This is a genomic window from Actinoallomurus bryophytorum (assembly GCF_006716425.1).
GTDB lineage: Bacteria > Actinomycetota > Actinomycetes > Streptosporangiales > Streptosporangiaceae > Actinoallomurus > Actinoallomurus bryophytorum.
Window position 1 is genome coordinate 7,145,574 of sequence record NZ_VFOZ01000001.1, and the last position, 22,041, is coordinate 7,167,614.

General features: G+C 71.7%; 22 protein-coding genes. 15 read left to right on the forward strand and 7 right to left on the reverse strand.

From position 1 onward, the window contains the following. Nucleotides 1-51: 51 nt before the first annotated feature. From FB559_RS33070 to FB559_RS33085, 4 genes are read right to left on the reverse strand one after another with little or no spacing between them, the layout of a single operon-like run. The gene (locus FB559_RS33070) at nt 52-1,323 is read right to left on the reverse strand and encodes a cytochrome P450 (RefSeq protein ID WP_141960864.1); all 1,272 of its coding nucleotides are present in this window, start codon (nt 1,321-1,323) and stop codon (nt 52-54) included. A 1-nt stretch (nt 1,324) separates the two neighbouring features. Further along, nucleotides 1,325-1,525 (reverse strand): ferredoxin, encoded by a 201-nt coding sequence (locus FB559_RS33075; RefSeq protein WP_141960865.1) that lies wholly within the window; start codon nt 1,523-1,525, stop codon nt 1,325-1,327. A 31-nt stretch (nt 1,526-1,556) separates the two neighbouring features. Beyond that, nucleotides 1,557-3,062, reverse strand: coding sequence for a flavin-containing monooxygenase (locus tag FB559_RS33080; RefSeq protein ID WP_141960866.1), 1,506 nt, complete (start codon nt 3,060-3,062; stop codon nt 1,557-1,559). Then, on the reverse strand, nt 3,043-3,954 hold the full coding sequence (locus FB559_RS33085; RefSeq protein ID WP_141960867.1) for an alpha/beta fold hydrolase: 912 nt from the start codon (nt 3,952-3,954) through the stop codon (nt 3,043-3,045). The genes FB559_RS33080 and FB559_RS33085 overlap by 20 nt, the downstream gene beginning before the upstream one ends. A gap of 200 nt (nt 3,955-4,154) precedes the next feature. On the opposite strand from FB559_RS33085, the gene FB559_RS33090 reads away from it, so the two are divergent. Together FB559_RS33090 and FB559_RS33095 are read left to right on the forward strand one after the other, a co-directional pair. Continuing rightward, a complete protein-coding gene (locus FB559_RS33090; RefSeq protein ID WP_221640295.1) occupies nt 4,155-4,781 on the forward strand; it encodes a TetR/AcrR family transcriptional regulator in 627 nt (208 codons plus the stop codon). Nucleotides 4,782-4,997: 216 nt separating this feature from the next. Further along, entirely contained in the window at nt 4,998-6,296 is a 1,299-nt protein-coding gene (locus FB559_RS33095; RefSeq protein ID WP_185792521.1) for a class I SAM-dependent methyltransferase, read from the forward strand. A gap of 127 nt (nt 6,297-6,423) precedes the next feature. Here FB559_RS33095 and FB559_RS33100 read toward each other — a convergent pair whose 3' ends face one another. Continuing rightward, nucleotides 6,424-7,074: an alpha/beta hydrolase-fold protein gene (locus FB559_RS33100; protein ID WP_141960869.1), complete on the reverse strand. Its 651-nt coding sequence runs from the start codon at nt 7,072-7,074 to the stop codon at nt 6,424-6,426. Nucleotides 7,075-7,212: 138 nt separating this feature from the next. On the opposite strand from FB559_RS33100, the gene FB559_RS33105 reads away from it, so the two are divergent. The 3 genes from FB559_RS33105 to FB559_RS33115 are packed head-to-tail and all read left to right on the forward strand — an operon-like array spanning nt 7,213 to nt 9,801. Then, complete coding sequence (locus tag FB559_RS33105; protein ID WP_141960870.1) at nt 7,213-8,169, forward strand: ABC transporter ATP-binding protein; 957 nt, start codon at nt 7,213-7,215, stop codon at nt 8,167-8,169. Between the two features lie 23 nt (nt 8,170-8,192). Next, a complete protein-coding gene (locus tag FB559_RS33110) occupies nt 8,193-8,987 on the forward strand; it encodes an ABC transporter permease (RefSeq protein ID WP_141960871.1) in 795 nt (264 codons plus the stop codon). A gap of 13 nt (nt 8,988-9,000) precedes the next feature. Then, a complete protein-coding gene (locus FB559_RS33115; protein ID WP_221640296.1) occupies nt 9,001-9,801 on the forward strand; it encodes an ABC transporter permease in 801 nt (266 codons plus the stop codon). 217 nt (nt 9,802-10,018) lie between these two features. Here the strand turns inward: FB559_RS33115 and FB559_RS33120 are convergent, their stop codons facing one another. Beyond that, complete coding sequence (locus FB559_RS33120) at nt 10,019-10,744, reverse strand: SDR family NAD(P)-dependent oxidoreductase (protein WP_141960872.1); 726 nt, start codon at nt 10,742-10,744, stop codon at nt 10,019-10,021. Nucleotides 10,745-10,797: 53 nt separating this feature from the next. On the opposite strand from FB559_RS33120, the gene FB559_RS33125 reads away from it, so the two are divergent. Both FB559_RS33125 and FB559_RS33130 read left to right on the forward strand, forming a co-directional pair. Next, complete coding sequence (locus FB559_RS33125; protein ID WP_141960873.1) at nt 10,798-11,667, forward strand: DMT family transporter; 870 nt, start codon at nt 10,798-10,800, stop codon at nt 11,665-11,667. Next, entirely contained in the window at nt 11,664-12,530 is an 867-nt protein-coding gene (locus FB559_RS33130; protein WP_141960874.1) for a DMT family transporter, read from the forward strand. The genes FB559_RS33125 and FB559_RS33130 overlap by 4 nt, the downstream gene beginning before the upstream one ends. On the opposite strand, the gene FB559_RS33135 is transcribed toward FB559_RS33130, so the two are convergent. Next, the gene (locus FB559_RS33135) at nt 12,511-13,545 is read right to left on the reverse strand and encodes an MGDG synthase family glycosyltransferase (protein WP_246122276.1); all 1,035 of its coding nucleotides are present in this window, start codon (nt 13,543-13,545) and stop codon (nt 12,511-12,513) included. The two genes, FB559_RS33130 and FB559_RS33135, sit on opposite strands and share 20 nt — an antisense overlap. 53 nt (nt 13,546-13,598) lie before the next feature. On the opposite strand from FB559_RS33135, the gene FB559_RS33140 reads away from it, so the two are divergent. From FB559_RS33140 to hpnH, 8 genes are all read left to right on the forward strand, one after another. Next, nucleotides 13,599-14,309 carry a polysaccharide deacetylase family protein gene (locus FB559_RS33140; protein ID WP_141960875.1) on the forward strand — a complete coding sequence of 237 codons (711 nt, stop codon included), beginning with the start codon at nt 13,599-13,601 and terminating at the stop codon, nt 14,307-14,309. A 188-nt stretch (nt 14,310-14,497) separates the two neighbouring features. Further along, nucleotides 14,498-15,337 carry a squalene synthase HpnC gene (gene hpnC, locus FB559_RS33145; RefSeq protein ID WP_246122277.1) on the forward strand — a complete coding sequence of 280 codons (840 nt, stop codon included), beginning with the start codon at nt 14,498-14,500 and terminating at the stop codon, nt 15,335-15,337. Next, nucleotides 15,334-16,191, forward strand: coding sequence for a presqualene diphosphate synthase HpnD (gene hpnD, locus FB559_RS33150; RefSeq protein ID WP_141960877.1), 858 nt, complete (start codon nt 15,334-15,336; stop codon nt 16,189-16,191). Before hpnC ends, hpnD begins: the two co-directional genes overlap by 4 nt. Then, complete coding sequence (gene hpnE, locus FB559_RS33155) at nt 16,188-17,513, forward strand: hydroxysqualene dehydroxylase HpnE (RefSeq protein ID WP_141960878.1); 1,326 nt, start codon at nt 16,188-16,190, stop codon at nt 17,511-17,513. The genes hpnD and hpnE overlap by 4 nt, the downstream gene beginning before the upstream one ends. Continuing rightward, on the forward strand, nt 17,510-18,523 hold the full coding sequence (locus tag FB559_RS33160; RefSeq protein ID WP_141960879.1) for a polyprenyl synthetase family protein: 1,014 nt from the start codon (nt 17,510-17,512) through the stop codon (nt 18,521-18,523). Before hpnE ends, FB559_RS33160 begins: the two co-directional genes overlap by 4 nt. Then, nucleotides 18,524-20,401 carry a squalene--hopene cyclase gene (gene shc, locus FB559_RS33165; RefSeq protein ID WP_141960880.1) on the forward strand — a complete coding sequence of 626 codons (1,878 nt, stop codon included), beginning with the start codon at nt 18,524-18,526 and terminating at the stop codon, nt 20,399-20,401. Further along, complete coding sequence (locus FB559_RS33170) at nt 20,398-21,006, forward strand: phosphorylase family protein (protein ID WP_141960881.1); 609 nt, start codon at nt 20,398-20,400, stop codon at nt 21,004-21,006. Before shc ends, FB559_RS33170 begins: the two co-directional genes overlap by 4 nt. After that, nucleotides 21,006-22,010: an adenosyl-hopene transferase HpnH gene (hpnH, locus tag FB559_RS33175; protein ID WP_141960882.1), complete on the forward strand. Its 1,005-nt coding sequence runs from the start codon at nt 21,006-21,008 to the stop codon at nt 22,008-22,010. Before FB559_RS33170 ends, hpnH begins: the two co-directional genes overlap by 1 nt. Nucleotides 22,011-22,041: the final 31 nt, after the last annotated feature.

Below are 22,041 nucleotides of genomic sequence, written 5' to 3' on the forward strand. Positions count from 1 at the left end.
GGAAGTCACGCTCTTCACGGACCGCGGCCCCCTTCAGGCGGCCACGATCGATCAGCCGATGCGAATCGGGAGCTTGCGGGGGCCGCGGACCTGGCCCGCGGCCCAGGTGACCGCGGAGGGGTCTTCGAGGCCGAAGGCCGGAATGCGCTCGAGCCAGACCTCGAGCGCGACCCGCAACTCCATCCGCGCCAGATGCGAACCCACGCAACGGTGGATGCCCAGGCCGAACGCCGCGTGCCGGTTGACCTCCCGGTCGATGACGACCTCGTCGGCGCGGTCGAACTGTGCCGGGTCACGGTTGGCGGCGGGGAACGACAGCAGGACCCAGTCCTCGGCCTTCATCTCGACACCGTGCCAGTCCATGTCCTCCTTCACCAGCCGCGCCATCGTGACCGGGCCGTACGCCCGCAGGAGCTCCTCCATCGCGGTCGGCAGCAACTCCGGCTCGGCGACGAGGCGCTCGCGGTCGCCGGGGGTCTTGGCCAGATGCCACAGCGACGCGCCGATCGCGCTCCACGTCGTGTCGATGCCGGCGATGAGCAGCAGGGCCATCGTGCCGGCGACGTGGGACGGCTCGAGCTTCCGGCCGTAGAGCTCGGCGTTGATGAGGTAGGTCGTGAGGTCGTCGCGGGGGTCGTCGACGTGGTCGCGGATCTGCGCGAGGAGGTAGTCGAACAGGTTCCCCATGCGTGCGATGCGCTCCTCCGGCGGCAGGTTGACGCCTTCGAGCGCGTTCTCGACGAACGTACGGAACCGCGGCCCGTCCTCCGGGGGGAGGCCGAGCATGTCGGCGATGACGCGCATGGGGATGTACTGGGCGTATTCGTGGGCGGCGTCGACGACGTCCCGTCCCTCGAAGGCGTCGATGAGCGCGTGGCAGTACGCCCTGGTCGCCGGCTCCAGCCTGGTGACCGCGGTCTTGGTGAACGCCGGGAGCAGCAGCCTGCGCGCGTCGTGGTGGAACGGCGGGTCGGAGGAGATCGGCGGCGTTCCGCCCACCGGCGCCAGCTCGGGCGGCGGCCGGAAGTTGCTCATGATGATCGACCGCGAGGAGAAGCGGTCGGTGTCGTAGGCGATCGCCGCGACGTCCTCGTAGCGCGTGGGCAGCCATCCGCCACCGAACCGCCCGGTGTGCGCGATCGGGCAACGCCCGCGCAGGTCGTCCTGGATCGGGTACGGGTCGGCGGCCCATTCCGGCTCGAGGTGGGAGAAGTCGGTGGCCCAGTCCGCGACCGGGCCGGTGATGACCTCGTTGCGGGTGCCCATGGGCTGGTCGTCGCGCATCTCCTGGAAATCCTGGGTGAAGCGGTCATCTCCGCCCATGTCAGGTCTCCTTCAGAAGGTCGATCGCGCGCTCAGGACAGTTGGCGACCGCGAGGCGCGCGTGCTGCTCTTCGTCCGGTGACACGGTGCCGTCACCGAGGACCTTGCCGTAGCCCTCTTCGTCGTCGCCGAACAGCTCGGGAGCGAGGTCGTAGCAGCGGCCGTGCCCCTGGCAGTGTCCGGAGTCGATCGTCACTTTCACTGTGTCTCTCCCGTCTGGGCCGTGCGGCCGGTCATGCTGAGCGGCGAACGGCGTCGTGACTCGAGTGTGCGCCGGAGAACCGCAGGCTGCCGTCGTCGATGGCGCCGTACCGCAGCTTGAGCACGTCGTGCGCGTAGCTCATGCCGAGCCGCCATGGCGGTCGTGAGCCGGCCCGGGGGAACTCATCGATCGAGCGCAGCACGTAGCCGGCCTGGAAGTCGATGAGGGGGTGCTCGGTGACGCCGGGATCATCATTGGCCGGAACGCACTGGGCATGGCCGTGGGCGTCCATGTACCGCAGCAGCCGGACGACGTATCCGCTGACGAGGTCGGCCTTGAGAGTCCAGGACGCGTTCGTGTAGCCGATCGTGAAGGCGAGGTTCGGCACGCCGCTGAGCATCATGCCCTTGTACGCCAACGTCTCCGGCAGCTTGACGTCGCGGCCGTCGACGGTGATCCGGATGCCGCCCAGGGCCAGCAGCCGCAGGCCGGTGGCCGTGACGACGACGTCCGCGTCGAGCTCGGTACCGGAGTCCAGGCGCAGTCCCGTCTCGGTGAACTCCTTCACGTGGTCGGTGACGACCGACGCGCGGCCCTTCGCGATCGCCTTGAACAGGTCACCGTCGGGGGCGGCGCACAGCCGCTGGTCCCACGGCTGGTAGCTCGGCGTGAAGTGGGCGTCGACGTCGAAACCCGGCGGGAGGGCCCGTACCGCGGCCTTGCGGATCGCCGACTTCACGATGTGCGGCCGGCGGCGGCTGAGCTGGTAGGTCAGCGTGCCGAGCGCGATGTTCTTCCACCGGACGATCGGGTACGCGCGGCGCGCCCCGAGCAGCCGCCGCAGGGTGTTCGCGATCGTGTCCTCGGACGACACGGGCGCGATGTAGGTCGGCGAGCGCTGCAGCATCGTCACGTGCGCGGCCTGCTCGGCCAGGGCCGGGACCAGCGTCACGGCGGTCGCGCCGCTGCCGATCACGACGACCTTCCTGCCGGTGTAGTCGAGGTTCTCCGGCCAGTGCTGAGGATGGACGACGGTGCCGCCGAACCGCTCGATGCCGGGAAGGTCCGGTGTGTAGCCGGCGTCGTAGCGGTAGTAGCCGCCGCAGGCGTAGAGGAATCCGCAGGTGAGCCGGACCGGTTCGCCGTCACGGGCGACCTCCACCGTCCAGCGGGCGTCCTCGCTGGACCATTCCGCGTGTACGGCCCGGTGCCCGAAGCGGATGTGCCGGTCGATGCCGGCCTCGGTGGCCGTGTCGCGGACGTAGCGGAGGATCGAGGGTCCGTCCGCGATGGCCTTGGCCTGGGCCCAGGGCCGGAACCGGTAACCGAGGGTGTACATGTCCGAGTCCGACCGTACGCCGGGATAGCGGAACAGGTCCCACGTCCCGCCGATGGTGTCGCGTGCCTCGAGGATCGTGTACGTCCGGTGGGGGAAGGCCGACTGGAGGTGATGCGCCGCGCCGATGCCGGACAGGCCCGCACCGATGATGAGTACGTCGACGTGCTCGGCCGTGGCCTCAGGAGGTCGTCGAGGCATCGGTGCTCCTTGCCGTCCCGGCGCGGCGAGCGTGGCCGTCGATGAGGTCGAGGAGGACCGGCCAGGCGCCCATCGGTAGATCATGGCCCATGCCGGGGACGGTCTCCAACCGGGCGCCGGCGATGGCTCGCGCCGTGGCGGCCCCGCCGGTCGGGTGCACCATGCGGTCGTGGTCGCCGTGGATGACCAGCGTCGGAGCGGTGACCGCCCGCAGCTGCGCCGTACGGTCACCGGACCGGATGATCGCGGCCAGCTGGCGGCCCGTTCCCTCACGCGAGGGGTCGCGGTCCCATCCCAGGCCGGCCAGCTCGCGTATCCACTCCTCGTCGAAGGGGTAGCCGCGGGAGCCGATGTGGCGGAACATCCGCACCGCGCCCTCGATCGCCGCCTGCCGGGTCGCGGGCCGGCGTCCGGCCATCCGCAGCCACGTGGACGGTGCGGGCCGTCCGACCCCGCGCGCTCCGGTCATCGACATGATCGAGGTCAGCGTCCGCACCCGTCGCGGAGACCGCGCCGCGACGGTCTGCGCGATCATGCCGCCCATCGAGATGCCGACGAGATGCGCGTCCTGGTATCCCAGCGCGTCGAGGAGCCCGACGGTGTCGGTGGCGAGGTCGGTGAGGTCGTACTGCTGTGGATGCCACCGCCGCGTGATCATCGCGGCCGGACCGGGCGGCCGGAAGCGCATGTGGGTCGACCTTCCCACGTCCCGGTTGTCGAAGCGGACGACCCGGTAGCCGCGTTCCGCGAGTCGCTCGCAGAATTCGGTCGGCCAGCTGTGCAGCTGCTGCCCCAACCCTGCGACGAGAACGAGCGGGTCGGCGCCGGCGTCGCCGATTTCCTCGTAGGCGAGCGATATCTCGCGCCCGGCGTCGGCGACGCGCTCGGTCATGACCGTGTTCCGGCGACGGCGACGGCGACGGCGACGGCGTCCGCGGCCGGCGTCCGCCGGCGGCCAGTGATCGGCGGAAGCGTCGCAGTGGTCATCGAGGCACTCCTTCGCCGTGGTACGCGACTGTACCGACCGAACGGTACGCCGACGTACCATGCGATTCAAGGCCCGGCCGAGACGGGAGGTATACCGTGACCACGGTGACGACTGTGCGGCGTCGGCGCCCTGAGGACGGGACGGCGACCGCCCGCGACTCCGCCGGAGGATTCCGCCGGCGACTGCTCGACGGTCTCGCCGCCTCGATCGCGGACAAGGGCTACCAGAACACCACGATCGCCGACGTCGTACGCCGGGCGCGCACGTCACGGCGCACCTTCTACGAACACTTCTCGGGCAAGGACGAGTGTTTCGTCGCGCTTCTCACCGACGTCAACACCGAGACGATCCGCCAGATCTCCGCCGCCGTCGACCAGACCGCGCCCTGGACGAGCCAGGTCCGCCAGGCGATCGAGACCTGGATCGCCTGTGCGGAGTCCCAGCCCACCATCATGGTGAGCTGGATCCGCGATGTGCCATCACTCGGCGACGCGGCCCGCCGGTTGCATCGCGACGTGGTGGAGGCCTTCGTCGTCATGATCCAGACCATCTGCGACACCGAGGAGTGGCGTGCCGCCGGCGCCGGCCCCGTGCCACGCCAGCTCGCCATCATGCTCCTCGGCGGACTGCGACTGCTGACGGGCACCACCCTTGAGGACGGCGGACGGATCAGCGACTTCACCGAGACCGCGGTGGAAGCCTCGATAGCCCTTCTCGGCCCACGCGCCTAGCACTCCCGATCCGCGCGAGGTCCATTCCGGAAAATCCCTATGGGTGCGGAAATGCCATTCGATCGCGGCGACATATTTCGCGATGCCGATCCCATTGCGAATCGTCGGCACAGAAAGACTTTAGGTGAACGTTTCGGTAATTGTTGGAGCTTTGTCCCGCCGCCTAATAGGGTCGGCTTCGTTCGGCGCAGACAAAGTGCACATCAAAGGATCTTCATGGCTTTCGACGTACAGCGCTCATACCCTGCCGATGCAGGCGATCGACGACTCCGGGACGCGCTCGTCCGTGCCGGGTGGGCCGAGGCTCTCGTTCTGGAGCGTCTCGGGCCGGACCGGTCGCGAGAGGTGCTGGGCGACCATCTCGCCGCCCACGTCGAGCAGGCCCGTACGTCCCTGAAGCCGCTCACGCCGTGGCCGGCCCAGCCCGAGCGCGTGACGAAGGTCCTGAGCGACGACGGCAACCAGGTCCGTATCCGCCGCACCCTCGACTACATCGTGCCGGGCGATCGCGTCCTGGAGGTGGGCGTCGGGTTCGGGCAGGTCAGCGGGCTCATGATGCGCGACACCGGGATCGCCGGGTACACCGGCATCGACATCGGGCAGCACCGGCTCGACGCGGTGCACCAGATGGCCGAGCGGAACGGCCTGGACCACCTGGACATCGAGACGGCACTGGTCGACCTCCTCGACCTCACCCCCGAGTGGGTGGGCCGGCGCGGGCCGGACCTGATCATGACCCAGGAGGTCCTCGAGCACGTACCCGACGCCGAAGGCGCGCTCGCCGCACTCGCGCGGAGCATGGGGCCCGGCTGCTGCGTGCTGTTCACCGTCCCCGTCCTCGGCCGGATCGAGGCGTGCTGGGGCCACCTGTCCCTGTTCGACGTGGCGCGGGTGCAGCGGATGCTCGCGGACGCCGGCCTGGTGGCACAGCACGTCGAGGTCGTCTACGACGCGTGGCTGTTCGTGCTGGCCTCCACCTCCGAGGACGTTCCCGCGCGGGTGGTGCGGCTGGCCTCGCTGGCCCGGCCCACGCCGCCTCCGCCGCCCGCGGCGGTGCCGACGTTCGTGCCGGTCACGCTCGGCGAGGCCAAGGCGGTGAACGATGCCGAGGTGACCGAGGACAAGGACGGCGTCCACGTACGGGTCGAGGGGCGCCGCAGAGGCAACCAGCAGGGCGGGCTCGCCTTCGACATCGCCGGCGACATCGCCCTGCGCTTCGAGCTTCGCGTCGACACCCCCCAGCAGCTGAGGATGCTGTCCGTGGAGTTTTACGACGACGGGGGCAAGCGGACCGCGCGCTGGACCTGGGACCCGGCCGCCACCAGGATGGCCGCGGGCAAGGCCAGGACGTACGTGCTCAAGCCCGGAGAGCCGTTCGGCCCGTTCCGGCCCGACGCCGAGGTCACCGGGGGACCGGCCACCGGCGCCCGCGTCCTGGTGGAGACATCCGGAAAGAACGCCGCGAAGTTCTCCGTGGCCCGCGCCGCCGCCGTGGAGGCGAAGCGGCCGAAGTGAGAGGTCGCGCGCACAGGCGGGCGCGTGGGTGGTCCGGGCGTTGGGTCGGTGGGTCCAGGCCCGGCGATCACTTCCTGTGACCGCAGTCCCTGGCGGAGGCGCGCGTACCCACCCGAGCGTGCCCGTCTCATCGTGCGAACGCCCACGCCACCATCAGCGGGAACTCTTCCCGCCAGAACGCGTCGCCGTGCGATCCGACCCGCTCGGTCATCACGACGTCCGCGTCCGCGTCGCGCAGCGCCTCCGCCCACCGGGTCGCGTTCTCGTGGAAGAACGGCTCCAGCGTGCCGGCGACGAGGTACGCGCGCGGAAGCGGGCTCGGCATCACGCCGGGCGGCCGGTAGCCGGCGCCGGGCGAGGCGCAGAGGACCGCGCCGTAGACCTCCGGGTGCCGGAGCCCCAGGGCGAGCGCCAGCTCACCACTCGCCGAGACACCGAACACCGCGGTGCGCTCCGCCGGCAGCGCGACTCCGAAACGCGACCGCGCCCATCGGCGGACCTCCCCGACGAAGAACGTCTCGTGTGCCGCGAAGCGTTCCGGGTCGAATCCCGGTGAGTACTCATGGAGGCGCAGAGTCTCGTCGGCCGGCCGGTGTGCACCGACGATCATCGTGGACGGTACGGCGGACGCCTCGAGGACTCCTCCCCATCGCGCTATGAGCCGGCCGTCACCGGCGAACACGACCGCCTCGGGCGGATCGGGCGGGACGTACACGGTGACCTGCCGGCCGCCGTCGTAGTCGAACCGCTCGGTGACGAGCTCTCCCGCGATGGACATCGTCGCTGTCTCCTCGTCAGTGCCGCCATCGTCCGCAGCCTACTGTTCAAGCAAGAATCCGATATTTCGTTGCAAAACCCTGAGTGAATTCAGTAACTTCGTGCTGCACGGGCGGGTACGAGGTCTCAGGGGGCATATATGACTGCCGATGCGTCGACGGTGCTGATCGAGGCCAGGAGCCTGACGAAGGTCTACCGCAAGCCCGGCGGCCGCGAGGACTTCACCGCCGTCGACGGCATCGACCTCGACGTACGCCGCGGCGAGGCGTTCGGCGTCCTCGGCGCGAACGGCGCCGGCAAGTCCTCCACCATGCGCATGATCGCCTGCGTCTCCCCGGTGAGCCGCGGCAGCCTGCGCATCCTCGGCCGCGACAGCGCCACGGACGGTGCCGGGATCCGGGCGAGGCTCGGCGTCGTTCCGCAGGACGACACGATCGACGGCGAGCTGACCGTACGCGAGAACCTGCTGATCTACGGCCGCTACTTCGGGCTGTCCTGGAAGACCCTGCGCGAGCGCACCAGGCGGCTCCTGGAGTTCACGCGTCTCTCGGAGAAGGCCGATGACGCCGTCGCGACGCTGTCGGGCGGCATGCGGCGGCGGCTCACCATCGCGCGGGCGCTCATCAACGAACCCGAGATCGTCCTGCTCGACGAGCCCACGACCGGGCTCGACCCCCAGGCCCGCCACCTGCTCTGGGAGCGACTCTTCCAGCTCAAGCAGGACGGCGTGACGCTGCTGCTGACGACGCACTACATGGACGAGGCCGAACAGCTGTGCGACCGGCTGGTGGTGATGGACGCGGGAAGGATCGTCGCCTCCGGTACCCCCGCCGAGCTCATCACCCGCTACACGACCCGTGAGGTCGTCGAGCTGCGCTTCGCCCCGGACGGACGGCAGATCATGGCCGACAAGTGCCGTGGCCTCGTCGACCGCGTCGAGGAGCTGCCACACCGGTTGATGCTCTACACCGACGACGGCGAGGAGACGCTGGCCGCGGTGAACGCGCGGGGCGTACGGCCCCAGACCGCGCTGATCCGCCGGGCGAGTCTGGAGGACGTCTTCCTCACCCTCACCGGCCGCTCGCTCGTCGACTGACCCGCCCGACACGACGAGGAGACATGCACACACTGGCCAGGGCGCGTTCGGCGCCCGCGTTCCGCGAGCTCGGTTACTGGCTGTTCCGCTACCGCCGTACGTGGCGAGGGTCGATCGTCATCAGCGTGGCGAACCCGCTGCTCTTCCTGACCGCCCTCGGGCTGGGGCTGGGCAAGCTGGTCAACCGGAACGGCAGTGAGTACCTGCACGGCCATCCGTACGTGGAGTTCATCCTGCCCGGCATGCTGATCGCCGCGGTCATGCAGACCGCGTTCCTGGAGGCGGCCGGGCCGGTCATGGACGCCGTACGGCCGCGCGGGAACTACCGCGCCGCCGCGGCCACACCGCTCGCGCCGGCGGACATCCTCTACGGCCACCTCATGTACTGGGCCCTGCGCGCGGTCCAGAACTCCATCATGTTCACCGGCGTGAGCATCCTGTTCGGCGCCGTCAGCGTGTACCGCGCGCCGCTGCTCGTGCCGATCGCGCTGCTGGTCGCCGTCGCGTTCGCCACCCCGGCGGCGGCCTGGTCGGTGACCGTGACCCGGCGGTCCCAGCTCAACGCCATGTTCCGGTTCGTGGTCCTGCCGCTGTACATGTTCTCCGGCACGTTCTTCCCGATCGAGCAGCTGCCGGCCTGGCTGCGGCCGGTGGCGTGGGTCACGCCGCTGTGGCACGGCGTCGACCTGTGCCGCACCGTCGCGCTCGGCACGGCGACGCTGCCCCGGACGCTGATCCACACGGGCTACCTCGCCGCGATGGCGATCATCGGCCTGCTCGTGGCCCGCCGTAACTACCGCCGCAAACTGCACGTCTGAACAGGAGCCCACCGTGACGGCGACGTCCGCGAACGTGCCCATCACCCTGCGCCCCGGCCGGGCGTGGACGATGGTCGAACGCAACCTGATGATCTACCGCCACACCTGGCCGGTCATCCTCGCCGAGATCTTCGAGCCGCTGCTCTACCTGCTGGCGTTCGGCGTCGGCATCGGCGCGCTCGTCGGCCACGTGCCGGGTCTGGGCGGCGCCTCGGTCACGTACCCGGAGTTCGTGGCCCCGGCACTACTCGCGACCGCCGCGATGAACGGGGCCATGAACGAGACCACGTTCAACATGTACGGCAAGCTCACCGCCGACAAGACGTACGAGTCCATCCTCACCACGCCCATGTCGGTACGCTCCGTCGCCCTCGGCGAGGTGTGCTGGGCGCTGCTGCGCGGGGCCCTGGTCTCCACCGCGTTCCTGGCCGTGGTGAGCGTTCTCGGGCTGGTCCACTCACCGGCGGCGCTGCTGATCGTCCCGAGCGCGCTGCTCATCGGCTTCACGTTCGCCTCGATCGGGCTGGTCGTGGTCACGCTGCTGCGTGGCCACGAGGACTTCCAGCTCATCCAGCTCGTGATGCTGCCGATGTTCCTGTTCGCCACCACGTTCTTCCCCCTGAACGTGTACCCGCGCCCCGTCCAGGTGTTCGTCGAGATCCTCCCGCTCTACCACAGCATCGAACTCACGCGCGCGACCTTCCTCGGCACGGGCGGCCTGCACCTCGTCATCGCCGTGGTCTATCTCGCCGCACTCGGCACCGTGGCGCTCGCGGTCGGCGTCCACCGGCTCGAACGCACCCTGCGCACCTGAGAGCCGGCGGAAGAGTTCGCCGCAGGCCCGGCCGGCCTGTGGAGACCGTCGAGTACGACCCGCTGCGGGACCCGGGCTGACCGGGCGCCGGCACAGCCGGCCGGCCGCGCCAAGGGGACGGCCCCGTGACCATCGAACGGTCGCGGGGCCGTCTTCATCAGGGAGGGCAAACCCTCACTGACCAGGCGGGATACCATATAAGCAGCGCCGCCACGTCTCACGCGAGCAGCCCGGCGAGCCGCCGGAACGCACCGGGGGCGGCGCCCTTGAGCCGTGCCGGCAGCTCCAGCCATCCCGGCACGTACACCTCGGCCCGCTCACGCTCGACCGCCCGGACGATCGCCCGTGCCACACGCGCGGCCGGGATGGGGACGGGTCTGCGCCTCGCGTACGGCGCGCCGCGCCGCTCGAAGAAGGGGGTGTCCACCACGCCGGGAAACACCACCGAGACGCCGACTGGTGTCTCGGCGCGCAGGGCCTCGGCGAAGGCGGTCAGGCCGGCCTTGGTCGCGGAGTACACCGCCTCGCCCGGCACGCCGACGACGCCCGCGATCGAGGAGACGAACACGATGTGGCCATGGCCTCGCTCGATCATGCCCGGCAGCAGCAGCCGGGTCAGGTGCACCGGCGCGGCGAGGTTCACCGCCAGGAGCTCGTCGATCGCCGCCTCGGTCATGGCGGTGACCGGCCCGGCCCATCCCACACCGGCGCACGCGACCAGGACGTCGACGGCACCGGCCTCGGCCGCCAGTGCGGCGGTGCCGCACGCGACGTCGGCGGCCACGACCCGCCCGCCGGTGCCGGCGGCCACGGCGTCGAGCCTCGCGCGGTCCCGTCCCGCCAGCACCAGGCGCGCGTGCGCGCCCGCCATCGCGTGTGCGGTCGCCGCCCCGATGCCGGAGGAGGCACCGGTGATCAGTACCCGGCTGTCGTCGAGCCTCATGGTCGGATCGTCCCCCGATACGGCACGCCGCTCACGGACCGGCTGACCGGCGGATGAAGATCTTCTTCGCGCTGGCGGCTGCGTGCCTGATCGGTGTCGGGTTCGTCGCCCAGCAGCACGCCGCGTACCGGGAGCCTCTCGGGGAGATCCTGCGCCTGCGGCTGCTCACCCACCTGGCGCACAAGCGTCTGTGGCTGATGGGGATCGCGGCGATGGTCTGCGGCCAGGTGCTGGGTGCGGCCGCGCTCGACGAGGCCGACGTCGCCTCGGTCGAACCCGTGCTGGCGACGAGCCTGATCTTCGCGCTGGTCTTCGCTCATCTGCTCTACCGTGAGCCGCTGAATCGCACCGTCTGGCAGGGCGGGCTCCTGGTGACGGTGGGCTCCGGGCTCTTCCTCGCCTTCGGCCGGCCGCACGCCGGCCGCCCGGCCGGCCCCGAGTCCGCGCGCTGGCTCGTCGCGGTCGTCGTCGTGGCGCTCGCGCTGATGCTCGTGCTGTCGGCGCGGCCGCGGCCGCTGCGGACGAAGGCCACGATGCTCGCGGCCGCCGCCGGGATGCTGTACGGCCTGCAGGACGTGCTGACGCGCAGCTCTTTGCTCGTGCTGGGCCACGGATGGGGCGACCTGCTGCGTAGCTGGGAGCCGTACGTCGTCGTCGCCATCGCGATCGCCGGGCTGCTGCTCGCGCAGAGCGCCTTCGACGCCGCCCCGTTGCGGATCTCCCTGCCCGCCGCCACCGCGGTCGAGCCGCTGACTGGCATCGTCCTGGGCGTGCTGATCTTCTACGAACGGCTCCGGCTGAGCCCGGGTGCGCTGGCCGCGGAGGTCGTCGGCCTGCTGATGATGGTCGGCGGGATCATCGTTCTCGGCCGGTCCCCGTTCCTGGGCAAACCGAAGGCGGCCGCGCCGACGGTGCTCCCGTGATCGCCGCCGGGCTGGCGGTGCTGGCGGCGGCGAGCAACGCGCTCGCATCGGTGCTGCAACGGCGCGCGGCGCGTACGGCCCCGCCCGACCGGGCGTTCCGGCTCGGCCTCATCACCTATCTGATCCGCAGGCCCGCCTGGCTCGGCGGTATCGGCGCGCTCATCGGGGGCTTTCTCTTCCAGGCGGCCGCGCTCAGCTTCGGGGGGCTCTCCCTGGTCCAGCCGATACTCGTCGTGGAGCTTCCCTTCACGATGATGTTCATCGGCTCGCTGCTGGGGGTCAAGGTGGACCGGCGGGCCTGGCTGGCCGTCGGCGTGCTCACCGCAGGCCTGGCGACGCTGCTCCTGGCCGCCGGGCCGTCGGAGGGCCACCGGGTCCCGAGCCGGATGGACTGGGCGATCGCCACCCTCGTCACCGTGGGGATCCTCGCCGGGCTGCTGACGGCGGCACTCGTGGTGACCGGCGCCGCCCGTGCCGTGATCCTCGGCCTGTCGGCCGGCCTGGGGTTCTCCTTCACCGCCGCGCTGATGAAGCAGAGCGTGACCGAGCTCGCCGGACGTCCGTCCACCGTCCTGACCACCTGGCCCGTGTACGGGATGGTCCTCGCCGGCCTGGTCAGTCTCTTCCTGCTGCAGAACGCCTTCCAGAGCGGCACGCTCGTCGCCGTCCAGCCGGCGCTGACCGTCTCCGACCCGGTCGCGAGCATCGGCTACGGCGTCGGCCTGTTCGGCGAGACGATCCGGCTCGGATTCTGGTCGGTGCTGGAGCTCATGGCCATCGGCCTGATCGTCTACGGCAGCGCACGGCTGGCCCAGTCGGCGCCGCTGCGGCCGGACAAGGACGTCATGGCAGCAGAGCACTGAGCACCGTCTCGGCCGATGGGCGGTCGAACATCGCACGCCCCCGTGCCACCTGCCGGTCGCGTTCGGACGCGAGCCCGAGCCCGTCCAGCGAGGCGAGCAGCTCCGCGGCGTCCCGCGCGTACCGGGCGAGCCCCGCCCGCGCCATCGCGCGTGCCCCGTCCGCGCCATGGCCGGGAATCGGCCGGTGACCGATGACGGGAACCCCGGCCGCGAGAGCCTCCTTGCAGGTGAGCCCCGAAGCGTTGTCGACCAGCGCGTACGCGGAGGTCATGAGTTCGGCCGGATCCTCGCGCCAGCCCACCGCGACGCACGCGCCGATGCGGCCCACGCGACGGCGCAGCCGCTCGTTGCTCCCGCACATGACGACGGGCAGATAACGCCCCGAGGCCGCCAGCACCCTCGCCGTACGGTCCACCCTGCCCACCCCCCACGAACCGGCGGCCACGAGCACCGGGCGCGGGCCCGGTCCGGAGACCGGCACGGTGTCGCGCCGGCCGAACTCCGGACCTACGACGGGGGCATGACACCAGGCCGGGCGGCCCGTGGCCGCCCTGACGTCGCGTACGGCGGCGGGGGTAAGACACAGGTAGCCGTCGTTGCCCGGATGCAGCCAGAGCCGGTGCACCGCGAAGTCGGTCACCATCACGAGGCTGGGTACCGGGAGGCGGCCCCGTCGCCGCAGGTACCCCGCGACCTGCGCGCCCAGGTGGAACGTCGACAGCAGTGCGGCCGGCTCCCGCCGGCGAACGGCCCTTTCGAGCCGGGAGGCGGCCAGGACCGTCAGCGGGGAGATCGCCGGCCCCCGCGAGGAGGTGAAGAAGATCCGGTAGATCCCGGCGTACACCCACGGCGCGTGCCGCACCGTCCAGGCGTAACAGCGGCGCAGCCCGGGGCCGAGACGGAGCGGCAGCAGATCCAGGACGTCGATCACCTCGGATTCGATGCCGATCGCGGCCAACCGGCGGGTGAGCTCGCACGCGACCCGGTCGTGGCCGGCGCCCATGCTCGCGCTCAAGATCAAAAGCGGCCCGCTTGGCACCGGCGGATTCCTTCCGCAGACTGGGAACGGTGAAGCGCACGTCGATCGCGCTCGCGGCGACCGCCGTCGCCGCGGTCCACGCGGGACCGGCCGCCTCGTGGCTGCCGATCGTGCGTCGCGCCTTTCCCGTACTCGCCGGGGTGGGCGCGCCGGACCACGTCGCGCTGACCTTCGACGACGGCCCCGATCCGCGGTCGACGCCGTATTTCCTCCAGGAGCTGCGGCGGCTCGGCTGCACGGCGACGTTCTTCGTCCTCGGCGAGATGCTCCAGCGCCATCCGGCCCTCGGCCGCCGCATCGCGGCGGAGGGGCACGAGGTCGCCGTACACGGCTGGCGGCACGGCAACGCCCTCGTCGTCCCGCCGGGCCGGGCCGCCGCCGAGATCCGCGCGACGGCCGGCCTGGTCACCGCGGTCACCGGCGTCCGGCCCTCCTGGTACCGCCCGCCCTACGGGGTGCTCAGCGCCGAGACGCTGGTACAGGCCCGATGGTGCGGCCTGCGGCCGGTCCTGTGGAGCGCGTGGGGGAGGGACTGGACCGCCTCGGCCGACCCGCGATCGGTGCTGGCGGTCCTCGAACCGGACCTGCGCGGCGGTGCCACCGTCCTGCTGCACGACTCCGATCACACCGCCGCTCCGGGCGCGTGGCGCGCGGCGCTCGGGGCCCTGCCGGAGCTGGTGGACCGCTGCCACGCGGCGGGACTTCGCGTCGGGGCGCTGCGCGACCACGGCATGTCCTGAACACCGTCCCCGCGCCCGGCCGTCATGGCGCTCCGCCATTACTTGGCCCGACCTTGGCGGCGCATTTGCCATGAGGTGCCATTCGGATCGGATAATACGTTGATTAAATTGAGTAATGACAAGGGCGCTGAACTGCATCTGAGTTTATTCGACCGGGTGCCGGAGATCATTCCTCCATGCTTTCCAGCGTGGCCACCAGGCAAGACGTCGTGCGTAAATCGCGGCACGAAAACTTTCCTGTCGCCTCACGCCTGCTACCGCGCCGTTACCGGCATCATCTTCTGAACGTTTATCGATTCGCGCGGTCCGTCGATGACGCCGGGGACGAAGGGGAGCCCGGCGGCCGGCTGCCGCTCCTCGACGCGGTCGAGGACGACCTGGACCGCCTGTACGCCGGCTCGCTGCCGCGCCTGCCCTTCGTCCGCGCGCTCACCGGCACCGTCCGCACCTGCTCGATCCCGGCCGAGCCGCTCCGCAAGCTCGTGGCGGCGGGCCGCCGTGACCAGTCGGTGGTGCGTTACGCGACGTTCGCGGAACTGCTCGGCTACTGCGAACTGTCCGCGAACCCGGTGGGCCACCTCGTGCTGCACATCTTCGACAGCGCGACCCCCGAACGCTTCGCCCTGTCGGACCGTGTCTGCTCGGCGCTACAGATCATCGAGCACTGTCAGGACATCGCCGAGGACCTCGTCCGCGGCCGTGTCTACCTGCCGGCCGACGACCTGCGCCGGTTCGGGGCCATCGAGGAGGACCTCACGCGGTCCCCGACCGCCGCGCCGGTGCGCGGGGTCCTGGCACTCCAGGCCGGCCGCGCGCGGACGCTCCTGGAGTCCGGAGTTCCCCTCGCCGCCTCACTGACCGGGTTCGCACGCCTCGCGGTGGCCGGCTACGTCGCCGGTGGCCGCGCCGCCGTGACGGCGCTCGAACGGGCGGGCTACGACGTCGTGGGCCACGCCGTGCGCCCGGCCGCTCGCAGGCTGCTGGCCGAGTGGCCGGCGGTCTTCAGGGGCCGGAAGGCGGCGCGGTGAACGCGAACGACGCCTATCGGTACTGCGAGCAGGTCGTCCGGATACGGGCACGCAACTTCGCGTACGGCATCCGTCTGCTCCCGCCCGCGAAGCGCCGCGCGCTCAGCGCGGTGTACGCGTTCGCCCGCCGGATCGACGACATCGGCGACGGGAACGGACCCGCCGCGCAGCGGCTGGCGGATCTGTCCGGGGCCCGCACCGCGCTGTGCCGGCCCGAGCCGGACCCCGGCGACCCGGTGCTGGTGGCTCTGCACGACGCCGCCGGGCGCTTCCCGATCCCGATGCGGGCGTTCGAGGAGCTCATCGACGGCTGTGTCGCGGACGTCGAGGGCGCGGCGTACAAGCGGTTCGCCGACCTGGAGGCCTACTGCCGCTGCGTCGCCGGGTCGGTCGGACGGCTGTCGCTCGGCGTCTTCGGCACCCGCGACCCGGCCACGGCCGCACCGCTCGCGGACGCGCTCGGGATCGCCCTGCAACTCACCAACATCCTGCGGGACGTACGGGAGGACCGGCTGGCGGACCGGATCTACCTGCCCGCCGAGGACCTCGAACGCTTCGGCTGCACGCTGGAGGTGGATCCGTTCGGCGAGTTCACCGATGCCCCCGAACGGCTCAGCGCGCTGATCCGCTACGAGGCCGACCGGGCACGCACGTGGTACGAGCGGGGTGACCGGCTGGTGCCCATGCTCGACCGCCGCAGCGCGGCCTGCGCGGCGGCGATGGCGGGGATCTACCGGTGCCTGCTCGACCGCATCGCGGCGGATCCGGTCGAGGCCCTGACCACACGCCTTTCACTGTCGCGCTGGGACAAGACGATGGTCGCCGCGCGGTCGCTCGCCGGGGCGCAGCGGTGACCGGGCGGGTCGCCGTCGTCGGAGGCGGCCTGGCCGGCATCACCGCCGCGCTCGCCGTCGCGGAGACGGGACGGCCGGTGACGTTGTATGAGGCGCGCCCCCGCCTCGGCGGCGCCACGCACTCCTTCCAGCGTGACGGGCTCACCGTCGACAACGGGCAGCACGTCTTCCTGCGCTGCTGCACCGCCTATCGGTCACTGCTCGCCCGGCTCGGCTCGGCCGGCCACGTGTCGGTCCAGCCCCGGTTCGACATCCCCGTGCTCACCCCGGACGGCCGCTACGGACGGCTGCGCCGGGGCAGGCTGCCCGGCCCCTTCCACCTCCTGCCGGCCCTGGCGGGCTACTCCCTGCTCACCCCGGCCGACCGGCTGCGAGCGGTGCGCGCGGCCGTGGCGCTGGGCAGAGCCGACCCCGCCGACCCCGCCCTGGACGCGGTCGACCTCGACGGCTGGCTCGCCGGCCACGGGCAGCGCGGCCCCGCACGGCGTCTGCTGTGGGAGCTCTTCGCGGTGGCCGCCCTGAACATCGGCATGGACCAGGCGGCGGTCGGCCCCGCGGCGATGGTGTTCAGGACCGCCCTGTTCGGACGGGCGGACGCCGCCGACATCGGGATTCCCACCGCGCCCCTGAGCGACCTGCACGCCGCGGCGGCCCAGGCCGCCATCGAGGCCCGCGGGGGACAGGTACGCCTGTCCGCGAAGGTCAAGGCCATCGAGCCGGGCCCGACGGTCCTGCTGGACGGCGTACGGGAAGAGGCGGCCGCCGTCGTGGTCGCCACCCCGCACCAGCAGACCGCCGCCCTGGTCCCGGAGGAGGCGGCACCCGATCGCGACGAGTGGAGCGGCCTGGGCGCGAGCCCGATCGTGAACGTCCACGTCGTCTACGACCGCGAGGTCACCGACCTGCCGTTCGCCGCCGTCGTGGACTCGCCGGTCCAGTGGGTCTTCGACAAGACCGCCACCGGCGGGCTGGACCACGGTCAGTACCTGGCCGTCTCGGTCTCCGCTGCGGGCGACTGGATCGACGTGCCGACGTCCGGGGTCCGCGAGGCGTTCATTCCCGCACTCGAACGGATCTTCCCGGCGGCACGGGACGCACATGTCGTGGATCTCTTCGTCACCCGTGAGCGGTGCGCGACCTTCCGCCAGGGACCCGGAAGCGGCGCGCTCCGCCCGCCGGCGGCCACGCGATGGCCGGGGCTCTACCTCGCGGGCGCCTGGACCGACACCGGCTGGCCGGACACCATGGAGGGCGCCGTGCGCAGCGGCCTGACCGCGGCGACTCTCGTACGCCGCCACCTCGACCGGGACCGGTCGTCATGACGGCGCCCCCGCCCGACTCGGTGGAGGCCGCCCGGCGGCTGGTCGAGCCCTTCCTCCGCGAGGCCGTCGGCCGGCTCGACCCGATGACCGCACGCGTCGCCGGCTACCACCTCGGCTGGAACGACGCGGACGGCCGGCCCGCCCGTGCGGGCGGCAAGAGCCTGCGGCCCGCCCTGGCGACGCTGTCCGCCAGGGCCGCCGGCGCGAGCCCGTCGCGTGGCGCCTCGGCCGCCGCGGCGGTGGAGCTCGTGCACGCCTTCTCACTGCTGCACGACGACATCATGGACGGCGACCGCACCCGCCGGCATCGGCCGACCGCATGGGTCGTCTTCGGCAGGCCCGCCGCGATCCTCGCCGGGGACGCCCTGCTCATCCTGGCCATGGACACCCTGCTCAGCGACGGGACCCAGGGCGCCGTCTGGGCGGCCCGCTGCCTGAGCGTCGCCACCCAGCGCCTGATCACCGGCCAGGCCGCGGACATGGAGTTCGAGACCCGCCAGGACGTCGGCCTGGACGAGTGCCGCCGGATGGCGGAGGACAAGACCGGATCGCTGCTGGCGTGCGCCTGCTCGATCGGCGCCATGACCGTACAGGCCCCACAGCCCCTGGTGACGGCGCTGGCGGCGTACGGGTCCGAGATCGGCCTGGCCTTCCAGCTGGCCGATGACCTGCTCGGCATCTGGGGTGACCCGGAGCTGACCGGGAAGCCGGCGCTGTCGGACCTGCGGGCCCGCAAGAAGACCCTCCCGATCGTCGCGGCGCTGGCCGGCGACACCGGCGCGGGCCGCCGGCTGGCCGGCCTGCTGGCCGACCCCGCTCCGCTGTCCGAGGCCGACCTACTGGAGGCGGCCCAGCTCGTCGACCAGGCGGGCGGCCGGGCATGGGCCGAGAAACAGGCCCAGCACCACCTCGACGTCTCCGAGCGCATTCTCAGTGCCGCGCCGATAACTCCCGACATCCGCGCCGAGTTCCTCGACATCGCACGCTTCATCACATCCCGGGACCACTAAGTGACCACACTTCAGACCGCACAGCCCGCCGCACGTACGCGCGCCGCCCTCGACGCGGCCTGCGGCCACCTGCTGGACCTGCAGTCTCCCCACGGCTGGTGGAAGGGCGAACTGCAGACGAACGTCACGATGGACGCCGAGGACCTGCTCCTGCGGGAGTTCCTCGGCATCCGCACACCGGAGGAGACCGGCGAGGCCGCCCGCTGGATCCGCTCCCAGCAGCGCGACGACGGTACGTGGGCGAACTTCTACGACGGGCCGGGTGACCTGTCCACCACGATCGAGGCGTACGTCGCGTTGCGGCTGGCCGGCGACCCGTCCGAAGCGCCGCACATGCGGACCGCGCTCGCCTTCGTCCAGCGTGCGGGCGGGATCGAGGCGAGCCGGGTGTTCACCCGGATCTGGCTGGCGATGTTCGGCCAGTGGTCCTGGGACGACCTTCCCGTACTCCCGCCCGAACTCATCTTCCTGCCCTCCTGGGTGCCCCTCAACGTCTACGACTGGGCGTGCTGGGCCCGCCAGACCATCGTGCCGCTCACGATCGTCAGCGCCCACCGGCCGGTACGCCCTCTCCCGTTCGACGTGACGGAACTCCGCACCGGCCGCACCGCCGGCCGGCCTCCGGCACCGGGGTGGGAGACGGTGTTCACCGCGCTGGACCGACGGCTGCACCGCTACGAACGACGGCCCGTCCGTGGCCTGCGCCGCGTGGCGCTCAGGCGCGCCGCCGGCTGGATCGTGGCGCGTCAGGAGGCGGACGGCTCCTGGGGAGGGATCCAGCCGCCCTGGGTGTACTCACTGATCGCCCTGCACCTGGAGGGGTACCACCCGGAGCACCCGGTGATGGAGAAGGGCCTGCGCGGTCTCGCCCGGTTCACCATCGAGGACGAGAGGGGGCGCCGTCTGGAGGCCTGCCAGTCGCCGGTCTGGGACACCGCCCTGGCGATCAACGCCCTGCGGGACGCCGGAACACCCGGCGACCATCCGGCCGTCGTACGGGCCGGCGAATGGCTGCTGGGCCAGGAGGTCAGGGGACCGGGGGACTGGGCCGTGCGACGGCCGTCGCTGGCACCGGGCGGCTGGGCCTTCGAGTTCGACAATGACGGCTATCCCGACACCGACGACACGGCCGAGGTGATCCTCGCGCTGCGACGGGTGACCGGCCTGGACGCCGGCCCGGCGATCGAACGCGCCGTCCGGTGGACGGCAGGCATGGTCTCGCGTGACGGGGGCTTCGCCGCCTTCGACGCGGACAACACCCGCACCCTGTGCACGAAACTGCCGTTCTGCGACTTCGGCGCCGTCATCGACCCGCCGTCGGCCGACGTCACCGCCCACGTCGTCGAGGCCCTCGCCAAGGAGGAGGGCTCCGACCCGGCCGTCATCCGCCGGGCCGTCCGGTGGCTGCTGAAGGCCCAGGAACCGGACGGTTCCTGGTTCGGCCGCTGGGGCGCCAACCATCTCTACGGCACCGGAGCGGTGCTGCCGGCGCTGGTCGCGGCCGGGGTCGCGCCGGAGACACCCTGCGTACGGCGTGCCGTCGCCTGGCTGGAACACCACCAGAACACCGACGGAGGCTGGGGCGAGGATCTGCGCTCCTACGACGAGCCCGCCTGGGTCGGACGGGGCCCGTCGACCGCCTCACAGACCGCCTGGGCGCTGATCGCCCTGCTCGCCGCCGGCGAGCGTACGCCCGCCGTGGACCGGGGCGCGGCATGGCTCGTCGGCGAGCAGAACGCCGACGGCACCTGGGACGAGCCGTACTTCACCGGTACCGGCTTCCCCGGCGACTTCTACATCAACTACCACCTGTACCGGCTGGTGTTCCCGATCACCGCGCTCGGCCGCTACGTCCACGAGCGCGAAGGAGTCCGATGACGCGCCTGCTGATCTGCGCCCCGCTCGCCGTCGAGGCACGGGCGATACGCCGCGGTCTGCCCGCCGGCCCGCCGGGTGCCACCGTGATCCGTACCGGCCTGCGGTCGCGCTCTGCGCCGGCCCTCGACGGCTACGCCACGCTGGCCGTCGCCGGCTTCGGGGGCGCGCTCGACGGCGCGCTGCGACCGGGGGACGTGCTCGTCGCGACCGAGGTCTGGTTCGGCGGCCGCCGGTTGCGGTGTACGGGGGCCGGGCTCCTCGCGCGGGAGCTCACCCGCATCGGTGTCCGCGCCCAGACCGGGCCGCTGATCACCACCGGTCACGTGGTGCGCGAGGCGGAGCGCGGGTGGCTCTCCCGTACCGGGGCACGGGCCGTCGACATGGAGGCCGGGCCGCTGCTCGACGCCGCGGCCGGACGGCCCGCCGCGGTCGTACGCGCCATCGTCGACACCCCCGGCCGGCCCGTGCTGAGCCGCGCCAGCCTCACCGGCGGCCTGGCCGCCCGCCGTACGCTGCGGCGGATCGGCCCCGCCCTCGTGCGCTGGTCGGAGGCGACCGGCCCTCCTGACCTGCCGTCGGCCGCGCCCCAGGAGAGCAGAACCTGATGTCGATGCCCCTGCGCCAGGCCATCCGTGTCGCCGGCTACATCCTCGGTCAACGGCTTCGCCGGCGCGCCAAGTATCCCCTCCTGGTCGAGCTGGAGCCGCTGTTCGCCTGCAACCTCAAGTGCGCGGGATGCGGGAAGATCCAGCAACCCGCCGAGGTCCTGAAGCAACGGATGCCGGTCGACCAGGCGATCGCCGCGATCGAGGAGTGCGGAGCGCCCATGGTCTCGATCGCGGGCGGTGAGCCCCTCATGCATCCGCAGATCGGCGAGCTGGTCCGCGAGCTCGTCGCCCGCAAGAAGTACGTCTTCCTCTGCACGAACGCGCTGTTGATCCCCAAGAAGCTCGATGAGTTCGAGCCGTCACGGTACTTCGCGTGGACGGTGCACATCGACGGGCTGCGTGAGCGTCACGACGCCTCGGTGTGCAAGGAGGGGGTCTTCGACGACGCGGTCGCCGCCGTACGCGAATGTCAGCGCCGCGGTTTCCGTGTCACGACGAACACCACCTTCTTCAACTCCGACAGCCCGCAGTCGGTGATCGAGGTCCTCGACTACCTCAACGACGATCTCCAGGTCGACGAGATCATGATTTCGCCGGGCTACGCCTACGCCAAGGCACCGGACCAGGACGGTTTCCTCGGCGTCGAGCAGACCCGGCGGCTGTTCCACGAGGTCTTCGCACGGGGGAACCGCCGGCGGTGGCGGTTCAACCACACGCCGCTGTTCCTGGACTTCCTCGAGGGCAAGGTCGACTTCCCGTGCACGGCGTGGGCGATCCCGTCCTATTCGACCTTCGGCTGGCAACGCCCGTGCTACCTGATGGCGGACGGCTATGCCGGCACCTACCGGGAGCTCATCGACGACACCGACTGGAGCCGCTACGGACGCGGCCATGATCCCCGGTGCGACAACTGCATGGCCCACTGCGGCTACGAGCCGACGGCGGTCTTCGCCACACTGGGCTCCCTCCACCAGTCCCTCCGCGCCCTGCGCCACAGCTGACGAGCCGTCACCTCGGAGGAATACTGGAGGG

Coding starts and splice junctions, on each gene's coding strand:
- FB559_RS33120 (WP_141960872.1), bottom strand. CDS start 10,744: ATGAGGCTCGACGACAGCCGGGTACTGATCACCGGTGCCTCCTCCGGC.
- FB559_RS33125 (WP_141960873.1), top strand. CDS start 10,798: ATGAAGATCTTCTTCGCGCTGGCGGCTGCGTGCCTGATCGGTGTCGGG.
- FB559_RS33160 (WP_141960879.1), top strand. CDS start 17,510: ATGACGGCGCCCCCGCCCGACTCGGTGGAGGCCGCCCGGCGGCTGGTC.
- FB559_RS33105 (WP_141960870.1), top strand. CDS start 7,213: ATGACTGCCGATGCGTCGACGGTGCTGATCGAGGCCAGGAGCCTGACG.
- FB559_RS33170 (WP_141960881.1), top strand. CDS start 20,398: ATGACGCGCCTGCTGATCTGCGCCCCGCTCGCCGTCGAGGCACGGGCG.
- FB559_RS33085 (WP_141960867.1), bottom strand. CDS start 3,954: ATGACCGAGCGCGTCGCCGACGCCGGGCGCGAGATATCGCTCGCCTAC.
- FB559_RS33095 (WP_185792521.1), top strand. CDS start 4,998: ATGGCTTTCGACGTACAGCGCTCATACCCTGCCGATGCAGGCGATCGA.
- FB559_RS33110 (WP_141960871.1), top strand. CDS start 8,193: ATGCACACACTGGCCAGGGCGCGTTCGGCGCCCGCGTTCCGCGAGCTC.
- hpnH (WP_141960882.1), top strand. CDS start 21,006: ATGTCGATGCCCCTGCGCCAGGCCATCCGTGTCGCCGGCTACATCCTC.
- FB559_RS33080 (WP_141960866.1), bottom strand. CDS start 3,062: ATGCCTCGACGACCTCCTGAGGCCACGGCCGAGCACGTCGACGTACTC.
- FB559_RS33070 (WP_141960864.1), bottom strand. CDS start 1,323: ATGGGCGGAGATGACCGCTTCACCCAGGATTTCCAGGAGATGCGCGAC.
- FB559_RS33100 (WP_141960869.1), bottom strand. CDS start 7,074: ATGTCCATCGCGGGAGAGCTCGTCACCGAGCGGTTCGACTACGACGGC.